General features: G+C 60.9%; 10 protein-coding genes and 2 pseudogenes. 6 read left to right on the plus strand and 6 right to left on the minus strand.

Translation table 11 applies throughout. The features are described 5' to 3' along the window. Positions 1 to 22 precede the first annotated feature (22 nt). Complete coding sequence (locus ACQ86G_RS29200) at positions 23 to 916, minus strand: NAD(P)H-binding protein (RefSeq protein WP_431258526.1); 894 nt, start codon at positions 914 to 916, stop codon at positions 23 to 25. Between the two features lie 28 nt (positions 917 to 944). Beyond that, positions 945 to 1,556, minus strand: a complete 612-nt coding sequence (locus ACQ86G_RS29205; RefSeq protein ID WP_431258527.1) for a nitroreductase family protein — start codon at positions 1,554 to 1,556, stop codon at positions 945 to 947. Positions 1,557 to 1,695: 139 nt separating this feature from the next. On the opposite strand from ACQ86G_RS29205, the gene ACQ86G_RS29210 reads away from it, so the two are divergent. Further along, entirely contained in the window at positions 1,696 to 2,235 is a 540-nt protein-coding gene (locus ACQ86G_RS29210) for a CGNR zinc finger domain-containing protein (protein ID WP_431258528.1), read from the plus strand. Between the two features lie 101 nt (positions 2,236 to 2,336). Here the strand turns inward: ACQ86G_RS29210 and ACQ86G_RS29215 are convergent. Both ACQ86G_RS29215 and ACQ86G_RS29220 read right to left on the minus strand, forming a co-directional pair. Then, positions 2,337 to 3,287: pseudogene (locus tag ACQ86G_RS29215) on the minus strand (IS481 family transposase). A 158-nt stretch (positions 3,288 to 3,445) separates the two neighbouring features. Then, positions 3,446 to 3,670 (minus strand): annotated as a pseudogene (locus ACQ86G_RS29220) (SDR family NAD(P)-dependent oxidoreductase); the annotation flags it as partial. Positions 3,671 to 4,491: 821 nt separating this feature from the next. On the opposite strand from ACQ86G_RS29220, the gene ACQ86G_RS29225 reads away from it, so the two are divergent. Both ACQ86G_RS29225 and ACQ86G_RS29230 read left to right on the plus strand, forming a co-directional pair. Continuing rightward, the gene (locus tag ACQ86G_RS29225; RefSeq protein WP_431258529.1) at positions 4,492 to 5,205 is read left to right on the plus strand and encodes a hypothetical protein; all 714 of its coding nucleotides are present in this window, start codon (positions 4,492 to 4,494) and stop codon (positions 5,203 to 5,205) included. A gap of 221 nt (positions 5,206 to 5,426) precedes the next feature. Next, the gene (locus ACQ86G_RS29230; RefSeq protein ID WP_431258530.1) at positions 5,427 to 6,446 is read left to right on the plus strand and encodes an alpha/beta fold hydrolase; all 1,020 of its coding nucleotides are present in this window, start codon (positions 5,427 to 5,429) and stop codon (positions 6,444 to 6,446) included. A gap of 218 nt (positions 6,447 to 6,664) precedes the next feature. Here the strand turns inward: ACQ86G_RS29230 and ACQ86G_RS29235 are convergent, their stop codons facing one another. Both ACQ86G_RS29235 and ACQ86G_RS29240 read right to left on the minus strand, forming a co-directional pair. Further along, complete coding sequence (locus ACQ86G_RS29235; RefSeq protein ID WP_431258531.1) at positions 6,665 to 6,871, minus strand: integrase core domain-containing protein; 207 nt, start codon at positions 6,869 to 6,871, stop codon at positions 6,665 to 6,667. 176 nt (positions 6,872 to 7,047) lie between these two features. Continuing rightward, a complete protein-coding gene (locus tag ACQ86G_RS29240) occupies positions 7,048 to 8,007 on the minus strand; it encodes an IS5 family transposase (RefSeq protein WP_431261527.1) in 960 nt (319 codons plus the stop codon). A 366-nt stretch (positions 8,008 to 8,373) separates the two neighbouring features. Here ACQ86G_RS29240 and ACQ86G_RS29245 point away from each other — a divergent pair, with 366 nt between their 5' ends. The 3 genes from ACQ86G_RS29245 (at position 8,374) to ACQ86G_RS29255 (ending at position 14,199) form a co-directional block, all read left to right on the plus strand. Continuing rightward, positions 8,374 to 9,702, plus strand: a complete 1,329-nt coding sequence (locus ACQ86G_RS29245; RefSeq protein ID WP_431258532.1) for an RICIN domain-containing protein — start codon at positions 8,374 to 8,376, stop codon at positions 9,700 to 9,702. Further along, positions 9,630 to 12,068, plus strand: coding sequence for a hypothetical protein (locus tag ACQ86G_RS29250; RefSeq protein ID WP_431258533.1), 2,439 nt, complete (start codon positions 9,630 to 9,632; stop codon positions 12,066 to 12,068). Before ACQ86G_RS29245 ends, ACQ86G_RS29250 begins: the two co-directional genes overlap by 73 nt. A 514-nt stretch (positions 12,069 to 12,582) precedes the next feature. Next, complete coding sequence (locus ACQ86G_RS29255; protein WP_431258534.1) at positions 12,583 to 14,199, plus strand: hypothetical protein; 1,617 nt, start codon at positions 12,583 to 12,585, stop codon at positions 14,197 to 14,199. Positions 14,200 to 14,482 lie beyond the last annotated feature (283 nt).

Genomic DNA, 14,482 nt, shown 5'->3' on the forward strand with positions numbered 1-14,482 from the left:
GAATTCCAGTCACTTGGGGGGGTCAGACGCCCGGGGCCAGCAGATCGCGCTGGTGGGCTTTCACAAAGGATTCCAGGGGGCGGGGCGCTCGGCCTAGCAATGTGTTCAACTCAACGCCGCTGACGTCGAAGTGGCCCGCGCGTTGGTTGGCCTCGGTCATCGACACCATGCCGACGATGACCGGGTCCACGCCCTGTCGAAGCATCTCGCGCTGCACGACGTCCGGCGTGGTGTGCACTACGCGGAGGCTGCGGCCAAGGATGTGCGCCACCACGGCGGCAATGTCGTCGATCGTCAAGGCTTGGGGGCCTGCAACGTCCATCACGCCTCGGTCCTGGTGGGTCGCCAGTACAGCGGCGGCCGCCGCAGCGGCGTCTTCTCGGGCAACAAAGGCGATCCGGCCGGCACCGGCAGCGGTGAACCAGGTGCCGTCCCGCACGATCTGCGGCAGATAGGCCAGCAGATTCTCCTGGTACCAGCTGTTGCGCAAGCTCGTCCAGGGGCGGCCGCTATGGCGCAGCCCTTCCTCCATGGCCGCATGGTCTGCAGCAAATGGAATCGCCACGCTGCGCGCGGGGTCCGGCATGGACGTGTAGACCAGATGGCCTACCTGCTGCCGCAGCGCCGCCGCCAGAGCGGCCGCATGTTGGACAAGACGATGGCCCGGCACCGTCAGCGCGTCGGTAGAGATGATGAGCGCCTGGCTGGCGCCGGCAAATGCGGCCTCCAGTGTGAAGGGCTGGTCAAAGTCAGCTAGCACAGGTATTGCGCCGGCGGCAGCCAGGTGGCCCAGCTTTGCGGGCATCCTGGAGCCGGCGACGACGCCCTTGTGGCCGGCCGACAGCAGGGCTTGGCACACCAGCCGGCCCAAAGCGCCGCCGGCGCCAGTCACCACGATGCGCGTATCCGTGAGCATGTTGCGCCCTCAGACGGTCGTGACCAGTTCACCCAGGGACTTGCGCACCTTGGCCACGGGGGCCAAAGGGATCGTCGCTGGCACGATGGCCCAGCAGCGTGAAGGTGGTCGCGCGCAAGCCCTTGGCTTCGAGGCCGAGGATGCGATCGACGCTGGCGGAGTCAAACCCCTCCATCGGACATGCATCAATGCCAGCCTCGGCGGCCGCCGCCACCAGCACGCCCATGGCCAGATACAGCTGTCGCTGAGCCCATGCCAGACGACCGATTTCATCCAGCTTACCGAGTTGGCTGTTGATCAAGGTCTCGCGGCCAGCCAAAGACTCTCGCGGCACCCGGCGAATGGCGGCAGCACGATCGGCAAACTCACTGACCATCTCTGGCCCCACGCGGGTGGACGCGGCCCACACCAGGAGGTGCGAAGCGGAGTTGACTTGTCCCGGGTTCATCGTGGCACCGCCAATCTGCTCGCGCAGGCCGGCATCCGTCACATTGAAGACATGGAACGGCTGCAGTCCGAAGGAAGACGGCGCAAGGTTCACGGCTTGCATCAACTCGTCCACGCTGTGCGGTGAAAGGCGCTTGGTGGAATCGAACTTCTTGGTGGCGTAGCGCCATTGCAGGGCAGACAGAAGAGACATCTTGGTTCCTAGGTTGCGGTCGAAAAACGCTGCCCATCAATGTAATGGGCTAAAGCCACTATGCCAATTACGATACAATCATGCAAGCGAAATCTTTGACACTTCCGTCCACCGTCTTCTGTCCCCACGAGGCATCGCCATGGCGCTATTCGATCTTTCCCCTGCGGTAGCCGCCGAGCGGCTCGTGCTGTTCCTGAATTCGCATGGCGTCGGATTCAGCCCTATCGACCTGTTGCGCGTGCCGGGCGCGGCCGACTGCGCGGCGCTTGGCTATCCCGGTGTGCAGTTCCCTCAGGGGAAGCCGCTGGCGCAGGCCTTGCGTTTCAGAACGGTGTTGATCCGCCAGGTCCATGGCGACGCGGGTTCGGAGATAGCCGAGATCAATGAGATTGCGGGAGAACTGCCATGGGTCTACTTGTTCGGGATCGACGGAGTGGCTACGCCCGTACCGGTGAAGGAGGGGCTGGCGTCGTTGGCGTTACTCGACCTTGCGGTCGTAAGCCGCGCTGGGCAGTGGGATCGCATCAAGGTCTGCGCCAACCACGCCTGCGGAGCCCTGTTTTACGACAACACAAAGGCCAAGACCCGGCGCTGGCACTCATTCCAAACCTGCGGCAACAAAGCGAATGTGGCGGCGCACCGGCAGCGATTGGTCGGTCATGGGAGCCATGCAAAGTAGCGCCTATCGCCGCCAACGCCCTGCGATGCTGGCGGCGAGACGGCTCAGCCTTGCCCGGCACTGAGTTGGATCGGGGGCTGCGCAGTCAGGCCAGCATGGACCTAGTTGTGAAGCGTCAAGACGTTATCTCCTGAAGCGTTGAGCCTGGTTATTGGCGCGACGTCACCGATGCCGCTGTGCGGGCGATGCCAGTTGAAGTGGTGCATCCAGCTGGCCAAGGCGGCGGTCCGATGCCTGGAGTTCTGGTAGGTCCAGCCGTAGGCCCACTCCCGCAACGCCGACTGGATGAAGCGCTCAGCCTTGCCGTTGGTCTGCGGTCGATAGACCCGCGTGAAGCGATGCTGAATGCCCAGATCCTTGCAGGCGACCGCGAAGTCGCGCGATCTGAAGGCTGCGCCGTTGTCGGTCAGGAGCCGCTTGAGCCGCACGCCCAACGACGCGTAGTACGCCGTGGCATTGCGCAGGAACTGCACGGCCTGCGGTGTCTTTTCATCGGGCTGCATCTCCGTGAAGGCGATGCGCGCGTGGTCGTCGACGGCAACGAACAAGGTCTCCCATCCAGCACCCTCAACGCGGTCACGGCGGTCGCCGGTGACGCGATGACTGGGCCTGACGATGCACCCGAGCTTCTTCGTGTCGATGTGCAGCAGATCTCCTGGCGCCTCGTGCTAGTAGCGTTGCACCGGCTCGACCGGCTTGAGGTCGCTGAGCTTGGAGAGCCCGGCGCTTGCCAGCACACGGCTGACGGTCGACTCGGACACGCCCACAGCTCGGGCGGCGCGTGCTTGCAGCAGGTGCCGACGCCGCAGCTCCACGATCAACAAGGCCTTGGCCGGAGAGATAGAACGCGGCGACTTGGCTGGCCTTGAGGACGCATCCTCCAACGCGGACTCACCGCCGGCGAGATAGCGAGCCAGCCACTTGCGGACCGTCGCCGGGATCACTCCGTGCTCGGCTGCGGCTTGGGCGAAGAAGAAGCCTTCGAGGATGAGCTGCTGGACCATCTGTAGTCGACGCGTGAAGGTGCGTCGGACATGCTTGTGGGTGTTCATCCGACTGCTCTCCTGAGTGACTGGGGGTTTGGCGATCTCCAGTCTCTCAAATTCAGCCCGGTGAACACCCGACACAACCTATTGAAGCTTCACACCTAGTCAGTCATCTCTCGGTCAACACTTCGCTCTCACCCGACTCCAGGAGGCCGTAGGGGTCTTCACGACAGAGTCAGGCGACGACTTGGGCGCTTCAAATCCGCGGCGAGGTCAGTGTCAATGAATCCAACGTGCAGCCCCAGCAACAGCGTGTTATGGGCAGCCATCTCAATGCGGGTGCCGGTGGTGAGAGCCCACGCCGCTGACTTGCCCATGCTGTAGCTGCCCAGTACCGATCCGCTGATCCCACTCACCACCGACCGCACGTTCAGGACGGCACCGCCGCCGTGGGCAAGAAAGAATCGGTCGGTTCAAAGGCCTGGGTAAGGCGCAGCGGACCGAAGCCATTGTTCTCCACGGGATGGCATGCCGAGTCGATCGAGCTCAGGGCCAGGAAGCCTCACTACCTCGGCAATGCCTGCATTTTTGATCAGCAGCGTGACGTCGCCGCAGACTTTGTCGGCGGCCGCCAAAGGGCGGCCTCGTGGTCGGATGAGTGTTCGCCGCCCACCAATTGGGCACCGCCGTCGCAGTGCATGGCGCCGGCCTCACGCGCACGTTACTGCTACTGACCTCGCCCCCCGTCCTCATGGCCGCGGCCACCGCCAGCGTGGATGCCGCCAGATGCAACGGGCTGCAAAGCCTTGTGAGAAAAGACCCCTCGGATCGCACGGCGTTTGCTCGACACTTGCTGGCGCACGCACGAGAGATCTATTATTAATTGCGTTCGCAATCTTAAAGCTTGGATGCGTGATGTCTGTCGTGAATTAAATGAGCAGCAAAGTGGCGCTCCCGCCATCCGCAGCCACGAGCCATTGGCAGAGGTCTGCCACCAGCTGTGAGGTGGCACCACTTCTGAAGAGCTCTTGTGGGTCTGAACGCAGGCCATCGAGCGCTCGCGCTATGTACTTACGACCACGACAAGAGGCACCGACATGCACTTCGCGAACGCCAGGCCAGCAGATCACTCTATTGACACGGAAACGCCATACCAATGAATCGATTGAACCGTCGAGAAGCCCTATTGGCCCTCAGCACCAGCGCGATGGTCGGTGCGGTAGCACCCCGAGTCAGCGCATCCCCCCAAAACCTCAGCAGGAGCAACGAAATGAATGATCTGTTGAAAAGCGCGATCGAGGCCCATGGAGGGCTTGAGAACTGGCGCAGCGTGAAAAGTCTTGATGTCACCGTATCGTTTAAGGGTGGGCTGTTTCCATTCAAAGGTCATCCAGATGGGTTTCCTTCAGTGGTCATGAACATCGATACCCACAAGCCTGAGGTTGTTACCGCCCCCTACCCTTCGCAAGGTCGCCGCGGGCACTACACGAGCAAGCTGGTTTCCATTCGCTCGCTGGACGGCACCATCCTGGAAAGGCGTGAAGACTTTCACCATCGCATCCACTCGCAGCAGCTAGCTGACCCATGGGACCAGTTGGACCGACTGGCGTTTGTCAGCTACGCGATGTGGGAGTACTTGAACGTGCCGTTTGTCCTTGCAGAGCCGGACTTTGTAGTGGAGGAAATAAAGCCCTTGGCAGAGTATGGGGACAAACCCTGGCGAGCTCTTCGCGTCATCTTCCCGGACAGGATTCCAGTTCATAGCAAGGAGCAGTTCTTTTACTTTGACGAGCAGTCATTACTTCGCCGATTTGACTTCCAAGCAATCGGGAGTGGCGCCCATTACTGCTTTGATTACATATCTATTGATGGGCTGAAGTTCCCAATGCTGCGACGAATTATTGCCAAGGAGGCGCAGAACTCAATGTTTCAATCCTCTACCGGGGTGCTTATTGAAATCTCGGACATCCGCATTAATCGCTAGGCAATCGCTAGGTTCGTAGACGCGACGCGATGAATGCGAGCCAGTTTGTAGCTTACCCCAATATGAAATTGCCGCAGGTAGTTTGCGGGGGTCTTTTTGATAGACCTCGTAGGTATCTGGCCACCGAGCTGGCGCGCTGTGAAATTAAATCGTCGATGGACGAGGTGCTCAAGCGAGGCAAAATTTAAGTTAAGTTAAGTCAACTTGGTAAAGAATAGGTCATGAACAAATCCAATCAATCTACTTCGCTTCGGACTCTTCTCCGAGCAAAACTTTCAGCTGCTCTGATTGCAGCAACGTTAGCAAGCGGACTAATGTCAGCGGGAGCGGCCGATGCCGCCGGCCCACCGCAGATTTCTTCGGACTTCTCGACAGCGCCCAACGAGTATGCGACTGTAGGAACTGCGCAGATTGCATATCGTCGGATCGGCAACGGTTCCCGAACACCAATTCTCCTCCTGCAGCACTTCACCGGAACCATGGACGGCTGGGACCCGCTCATCGTCGACGGATTGGCGCAGGATAGGACTGTCATCTTGATGAGCGGTCGCGGCGTTGGATCTAGTACCGGGACACCATCTGACAGCGTCGAAGGGATGACTGATGATGCCATCGGCCTTCTCGATGCGCTGGGCATGAAGACGGTGGATGTGTTCGGCTTTTCTCTCGGCGGTTTCGTTGCGCAAGACCTTGGCCTTCGCTTCCCCAGTCGAGTGCGCAGAGTGATCCTTGCCGGGACTGGCCCGCGTGGAGGGCAGGACATGCAGGAGTCCTCGCCAGCAGTGGTCAATGCCCTGGCGGAAGCCATTAAGGCAGGCGACTATGGCAACGCTCGCCCATTTTTGTTCTTTTCGCCCTCTTCTGCGGGCCAAGCGGCAGCACATCGCTTCATGGCGCGCTTGAAGCAACGGACTGGTGAGCCCGATGGCGCCATGAACAGTGGAGCGGTAGCAGCCGCCCAGGGGAAAGCGATCCATGCCTGGGGGCAACGCGGATCTCATGCAGATTGGATTCAACGCCTCAAGCAGTTCAAGCCTGCAACGCTTATCGTCAACGGAAGCGACGACATCATGGTGCCCACCATTAATTCGTACATGCTGGCGCAAGCCATTCCGAAGGCTCAGTTGATTGTCTATCCAGATGCGGGGCACGGTTCGCAGTTCCAATATCCAGGTCTGTTCTTGGAACATGCGAGGGTATTTCTAGACCGCGACGATGACGGTCTTAACGATACGCGATGACGCCCGAAATCCAGCGGCCGATACCGAGGATTGATCCGCTAATCCAGATCACTGAGGAAAGCACGTTGAGGATTGCCGCGGAAGCCTTTATGAATTACACCATCAGTCAAAAATGAGGTCAGGGAAACGTTCACGCGTTACTCGGCCGGCTGTACTCGACCCAGCGATTCGTCGGGTCGATGGTTCTATAACCATAAAGCCAGTCAACAGTCCCGCCCTCACCTCGGCCAGCGAATCGAAGTTGGACCGGTCGGGACCTCGGTGCGATAGCTCTTGTTGAAACGCTCGACATAGGTGTTCTGGCTTGACTGACCAGGGTGAAAGTGACGTAGTTCGATGCCTTTATGCGAAACAAAGTCGCATAACGCCCGGGCAACGGCTTCGGGCCTGTTGTCCAACCGGATCGACAACCGCGCGCCGCACACCTCGACCAGTTCGCTTAAGGAAGGTCTGCAAAACGCGATCTGCGACGCATGAGGAGTCCGCTTTCGCGACGCACTCGCCGCTCAGCATCGGGGTCAGTTCTTGAGCGTGCTCTTTCGAGCTGTTCGGGCGCTGTTTTCAGCGCCTGAAGCAGCCGTTTCGGCCACTTCCGGCGGACTCATCCCCGCATCTCCATCAGCTGTTTGCGAGCCATCCACAGATTGGACAGCGCGAACAACGTGACGATCTGGCTGGTGTTCTTGAACAGTCCGCGGTACCGGACTTTGGTGAAGCCGAACTGCCGCTTCAACACCCGGAACGGATGCTCGACCTTGGCCCGGATGCTGGCCTTCATCTTCTCCGCTCGCTCAGCCACGAAATCAGGCTCGATGAACGGATTGAGCAGGCGCCGTTTGCCCGGGCGCATCGCGACGTGCCACGTCGGCCCTGCGGCTTCGGGGCGCTTGTGAACCCCTTGGTAGCCCGCGCCGCCAAACGCGGCCTCTTCATCGCCGTGGAGCAGCGCTCCGGCCATGTTGATATCGCTGACGTTGCCCGACGTCGTGACGACGGTGTGCACCAGCCCCGAGGCCGCGTCCACGCCTATGTGCGCCTTCATCCCGAAGTAGTAGTTGTTGCCCTTCTTGGACTGCTTCATCTCCGGATAGCGCTCGCCTTCGATGTTCTTGGTGGAACTCGGCGCCGCGATCAGCGTGGCATCTATAGCGGTCCCCGAGCGCAGCATCAATCCCTTGTATCCCAGCAGATCGTTGACCACTCGCAGCATGTCCACGGCCAAGTTGTGCTTCTCCAAGAGGTGGCGGAAGCGCAGGATCGTCGTCTCATCGGGAAGTCGGTCCGTTGCGCCTTCAAGCCGCGCAAACTCGCGGTAGAGCGGCACGTCGTGCAACGCTTCTTCCATCGCCGGGTCCGACAGGCCGAACCACTGCTGCAGGTAATGGATGCGCAGCATCGTCTCTACAGGGAACGGCGGACGCCCGGTCTTGGCCTTCGGGTAGTACGGGTCGACAACCTGCACCAGGACGCCCCAGGGCACCACATGCTCCATTTCCTCGAGAAACTCGCGCTTGCGCGTCTTCTTCGTGGAGAGATTGAATCCAAGTCCGAGCCGCTTCATGAGCAGCATGCTCCCCGAACCATCACGCTCTTGCAAGGCAGATCAGTGCGGGGTTTTGCAGAGTCTCCTTAGCCCCCAAAGCTCAAAGCAAGCAAAGAGGGGCTCAAGATTGGAAGGGAACGGCGGGCCGGGATCGAATGCGAATCAACGCAACGTCTCGTGTTGCAAGCCCTGAAAGAAGTTGCCCCCGATGCCACCTTGTGCATTGCGGCAGGCACGCAGTCCCCGACAGAGTGCGGCCACACACACCCGGAAGAGGTAGTTGCCTATCGACGCTTACTGCTGATTGCAGTTCTTGCGACTCTCCATTGGAATCGCTTTCAATGCGCGGGAAGAATGACCGTCGACTCACAACGAGAGACGCGCATGCCCCCTTCTTCCCGCCCGGACTTCGGAAAGCTCCACGCCGCACCGAGCACGATCGCATTGGCCGTCAGCCTGTTGTTGAGCGCCTGCGGCGGCGCCGACTCGCCGGACTCGATGGCCGCCTCCGCGGACACGACCGGCACGGCATCCTCCGATCGCGCGAGCGCCCAGGCGCTGGCCGCCGATCCGTCCCCGGTGGTGGCCGCGGGCCGCTACGTCCTCATGAACGCGCTGACCGGCAAGTGCGTCGAGGCCGTGCCCAGTGCGGCGGACGGCGGGCGCGTCCAGCAGAACGCCTGCGGTGACGGCCTGAACCAGGCGTTCGACCTCAGCGTCCAAGGCAACGGTTTCTACAAGCTGGTCAATGCCGGCACCTCGAAGGTGTTGGAGCTGGCCGGGGCCTCGCGCGCCGACGGCGCGGCGATCCAGCAAGCCGGCAGCAACGACGGCGACGCGCAACGCTTCCGCTTGTGGCGCGCCAACGGCAATCGGGTCCGCGTCGTCAACGTGTCCAGCGGCAAGTGCCTCACCCTGCCCGGCCGGTCCGCCGCCAACGGCGTGCAGATCCAGCAGGCCAGTTGCCTGACCGCGGAGGCGGTGCACCAGTTCTTCCTGTATCCCCGTGACGTGGCCCCGCGCGGTCTGCTGCCCGTGGGGCAGTACCGCGTGCGCGGCGTCCAATCGAACCTGTGCGTGGACATCGAAGGCGCTGCCGCCACGGACGGCGCGCTGACGCTTCAAGCGGCCTGCAGCAACGCATCGAGCCAGCGCTTCGAAGTCCGCGCCGCGGCCGACGGCAGCTACGCCTTCCTCAACGTCAACAGCGGCAAGGCGCTCGATGTCAGCGAGATCTCCACGGCGAACGGCGCGCTGATCCATCAGTGGGGCTACGTCGGCGGCGCGAACCAGCGCTTCGCCGTCACGGCCAAGGGTGATGCCTTCAACATCGCCGCCAAGCACTCCGGCAAGTGCCTGGACGTGAAGGAATTCAGCGTCGCCGTCGGCGGCCGCCTCCAGCAATGGGATTGCGGCAACAACGACAACCAGCGCTTCCAGTTGCTGGCCACGGATGCGCAAGGCCCGACACCGACACCGACACCGGCGCCCGCACCGTCACCGATGCCGCCACCAGCGCCCGCCCCCTCTCCCACTCCTCCGGCTCCTGCACCGGCACCTTCTCCTACACCCGCGCCGTCGCCCGCACCCGCACCCGCACCGGCGCCGGCTCCCCCGCACCGCCTCCGCCGACAGCCTCTGTGTTGCAGCTTCCGCTGGAAGTGCTGGGCGACGGGTCGCCGTCGGCGCCGGTGGTGGCCGAGGCCGGCCTGACGATCTCCACGGGTGATCTCGCGAAGGTGAATCAGCTGTGGTTCGTCTGCCATCGCTGCGGCTTCTTCGGCGCGCCGGAGTTCGAGGCCACCACCCAGCCCACGACGTTGGTCAAGGCGAGCGTGCGCGTGCTGGGCGGCGCCTCGACCGCCCAGGCCGCCAGCGTCCCGTGGGTCGACATCACCGACGCCACGATGAAGCTCGCCGATCCCGAGCGCGTCCAGGGCGGCCTCACGCGCGGCGGCCTCTACACCACGCGCATGAGCCTGGTGCTCGACACCACGGCGAAGGCGCGCCTCGTCGCCGGCGTGAACCGCGTGCAGTTCCGCTTCAACGGCACCGACGGCGAATCCAACGGCTACCGCATCGTCGAGCTGCAATTGCAGGACGCCCAGGGCCGCAGCCTCGCGACCGACACCGTGCAGCGCGCCGACATCGGCGCCGAGAAGGCCGCCGGCAAGACGCTCACCGCCGACGTCACCGCCGGCGACGCGCTGTGGCACGGCCTGGGCCTGCTGAAGAAGTCCAGCATCGTCAACCGCAACCTCAAGGCCGCCTGCGCCTCCTGCCATGCGGTCGACGGGCGCGACCTGCAGTACTTCAACTACTCCAACAACTCGATCGTCCAGCGCGCGCGTTTCCACGGCCTGAGCGACGCGCAGGGCAAGCAGATCGCCGCTTACATCCGCTACAGCCAGCGCGACGTGCCGCACGTGGCCCAGGCCACGCCTTGGAATCCGCCTTACCAGCCCGGGCCGGGCCTGGACGCGAAACCCACCGTCGAATGGGCGGCCGGCGCCGGCATCGCCGCGGTGCTCGACAACGCGACGCAGGCGACCAAGGCGCTGTTCGGCAAGCCGCTGGATCAGCCGCTCGCGCTGACGCAGGCGGACATCGACAGCGTGATGGACGTGACCAAGACGATGAACGTCCGCGAGATCCAGATCCCGCTGCAGTTCCCCGACTGGAACGCATGGCTGCCGACGATCCACCCGATGGACGTGTGGCCCGAGGAGAACGCCGCCGCAGCCGGCGGCTCCTTCCTGAAAGGCGGCACCTTCGCGAACGGCAAGCAGGACACGCTGGCGATCCACACGCGGGCACGGACCTGGCTGCAATCGCATCTGAATCCCAACGGCAAGTACGGCGACTGGAGTCACCTCACCGACGCGCAGCGCGACGAGATCCAGGCGATCTTCCTGGGCATGGGCTTCTCGCCGAATTCATTCCTTGGCAATGCGGACGATCCGAACCAGGCCACCGGCGCCATCGTCGGCGGTCGCTACCTGAAGTCCAAGGCCAACACCACCACGATGGCCCGCGCCGACGCCGGAGCCTTCACGGTCCCGGCCTTCACCGAGCGGGCCAAGATCTCGCTGACCAACTGGGGCGCGCTGCAGCAGTGGGAACTCGCCCACACCTTCGGGCTGGAGGGCAACCAGAAGTGGTTCATCCGCGCGGCCGACAAGCAGAAGAGTGGCGCCTGGGTCGGCGCCGGCGAGGTGCGCGGCTGGCCCTTCAACACCTTCGGCGTGTTCGAGCTGGCCCCGCACTTCATGCATGTGAACGAGCGCCTGCCCAACGGCGTCGACCGCAACCGCGTGATGGCCTGGGAGGCCAACAACATCGTCGCGTCGCTGTATCACACCAACCAGTGGTACCAGCTGCAGATGACGCTGAACTCCGGCGCGCAGCAGGCGTGGAGCAACTTCCCGATGGACTGGCCGTACATCGTGACCTGGGACGCGATGCTCACCGACGAGATCGGGCTGAAGAACGGCGCCCAGCACGAGGCCTTGAAGGCCAACCTCGTGCGCACGCTGCAGGCGCGGATCAAGCTCGCGCAGTACGTGAACAACGGATATCCGATCAGCAAGCCGGATCCCGCCGCGCCCAACATCCCGGAACGGGACCAGGGCAACAACGGACGGGCGAAGGCGCTGTTCCACGTCGTGCCCACGCTCTACGTGGACGGCGGCGAGGCCTACAACTCGACCTCGCCGCAATCGCGCTACCGGCTGTACGACAGCCTGCAGCCCGGGCTCTACAAGATGGCGCTGAACGGCGGCATCCAGATGTTCAACCAGCTCTATGCGACCCAGCCGGTATCGGCCTGGCGGCGTTGCGACCCGAACGCCCTGATCGCCGGCGAGCCGGAAGAGACGACCGGTTTCCGCTTCTGCCTGGACCGCGCCATCAATCCGCTGCCGAGCGACGGCAAGGGATCGGTGCAGCTGCCCTTCGGCGCTCGGACCGACCAGATCGTGCGCTACGGGCTGATCAAGACGAAGGAATTGGGCACCGGCATCGAGCCGGCGCGGCTGAAAACTTGGAGCGATTGGGTCAGTGCCGCTTGGCCGCCATAGCCAAGTTGTACATCACGCAAACTCACTCAAGCGGCATCGCTTCGATGAGTGTGGTGTCGAAGCTTTGGCTTGGTCAGTGCTGACATGGCCCGTGCCAGGGTATGGGCAATACCAAATGAAGCGATAAATACGCCGGGCCAAAGCCAGCGGTGCGATTCCCAGACTTCCGAAACGCTCAGTTCAATCCAAAGCTTGAGGAAGCTCGAAACTTTTAGCTTGGCACCCACTGCGCGCACCACAAAACCGCGAAGGACCTTAGATATCTCCGTCTCTTTTAAATCTGGATAAGGGTTTTAGCGACAAACCTCACCCCCTCCAATTAACTCATCAAACTTTGCCCTCTCACAGGAAACAATTGCGTCGCCTTGCAGCCGAAATTCAAATGTGCGCTATATTTTTCATAAAAGCTTGCACTAACTGGAGCCGAGGGCAAAAATTTGCGAGAGGGAAGTCAAAACCATCTCTTATGCCGTTGCAACCAAACACACCTATAGCCTCACGGATTATTAGCGCCTTGGTGACTTCCATCGCCATCCTGCTGATGCCGGCGCAAGCACAGACCGTCGATGCTTCCACCCTCGACGGCAAAGTTATCGTAGGTTATCAAGGCTGGTTTCGCTGCCCCGGCGATGGAAGCCCTGGAAATAACTGGTCGCACTGGTCAAACGGCCAACCTTCCGCATCCACCTTGGCGATTGATGCGTATCCAGAGCTTAGCGGAATGAGCAAGGCATCATTGTGTGCTGTCCCAGGGATGACAGTGCAAGGGCGACAGGCCAATTTATTCTCGTCCTATCCGAAGGAAACCGCGGAAACTCATTTCCAGTGGATGCGGAGCTATGGAATAGATGGTGCATTGCTGCAGCGGTTCGTCAGTGATATTCCATGGCTGCGCAGCGAGAAGGACGTTGTGCTTCAAAATTTGAAGGCAGCTGCTGAGAAAAACGGGCGCGTTTTTGCAGTTGAGTACGACTTAAGCCTTGATTATCGTAGTGCCAGCGAAGATGAAGTTCTTTCAAAACTCAAGGAGGATTGGATTTATCTGGTCAACGAGATAAAATTGACGTCAAGCAGCGCATATTTAAGACACAAGGGAAAGCCAGTAGTTTCCGTTTGGGGCCTCGGTTTTGGCGATTCCAATCATGTAAGCAAGCCAGCATTAGGGCGTAAAATTATCGACTGGTTCAAAAACCAAGCTCAGGTGACAGTCATGGGTGGAGTGCCGGGCGGCTGGCATACTGGTGGACGATCTAGCTCGGATGACCCAGGGTGGCCGGCGGTTTATGAGATGCTGGATGTCGTTCAACCGTGGACCGTGGGTTCGTTTGGAAATTTGGCTGAAGCGGACAATTGGAAAAGTCAGGTGATACAAGCTGACATGGTCAAGACAAAATCAAACGGACAGTCCTATTTGCCGGTCATTTTCCCTGGATTCTCGTGGCACAACTTGATGAAGAATGCTCCGCAGAACCAAATCCCCCGCAATGCTGGCGAATTCTTATGGCGTCAAGCTTTCAATGCGCGTGCGGCTGGAGCTGTGGCAGTGAAAATTGCGATGTTCGATGAGGTTAATGAGTCGACTGCAATTTTTAAAGTGGCGAGTCAGCGAGCCTTAGCGCCAGATCAAGGTTATTGGCTTACATTGGATGCAGACGGAAAAAGTTTACCAAGCGACTATTATCTCCGATTGGCCTACGAAATAAATCGCGTATTTTCAGGTCGAGCCGCAAATTCGAGTTCCATTCCTGCCCGGCCTGGTCCTGCACCTTCATCCGACCCCCCACCCGCCGCCACCTGCGGAATACTTCTTGCAAATTCATTTCTAACAGTAAACCAGCATTTGGACTCGTGTGATGGGCGCTTCCAGTTGTGGTTGCAATCAGATGGAAATCTGGTCCTTTATTTCCTCAATCAGCCTCTGTGGTCAAGCGGCACTGTCGGAAGAGTCCCCGGTAAGCTGATAATGCAAGGTGATGGGAATCTGGTAATTTATGACTTATCCGGCCACCCATACTGGTCAAGCAGGTCTTCTGGCGATATCAATTCCCGTCTCCTCATGCAGAATGATGGCAATGCAGTGATCTACAAGGGGGCGACTCCTAAGTGGGCAAGCGGCTCCTGTTGCCATTGATCCGTCAGGAGTGCGACGGAAAATTCGATTAGAACTGATCGAGACGCAAGGGTGATCTTCTTTTACGGTGAGCGCGGCCGTTTGCAGTAGTGACTTAGGTCCGATAGCCCGCCTGCCCAACCAGCCGTGTAAATCCCCGTACCTTTGGAGAAGGCGGGGCAGTTAGACTCGCGCCGCTGCCCTGAGATTACCGCCGAAATCCTCCCTGACGCGGTGGCAGCTTCAAGGCGCTGGCTTGTCCAGCGCCTTTTCTTTTTGCTTCAGACCGCTTGCGAGAGGACTG

The organism is Roseateles chitinivorans (assembly GCF_050632145.1).
Classification (GTDB): Bacteria; Pseudomonadota; Gammaproteobacteria; order Burkholderiales; family Burkholderiaceae_C; genus Roseateles; species Roseateles chitinivorans_B.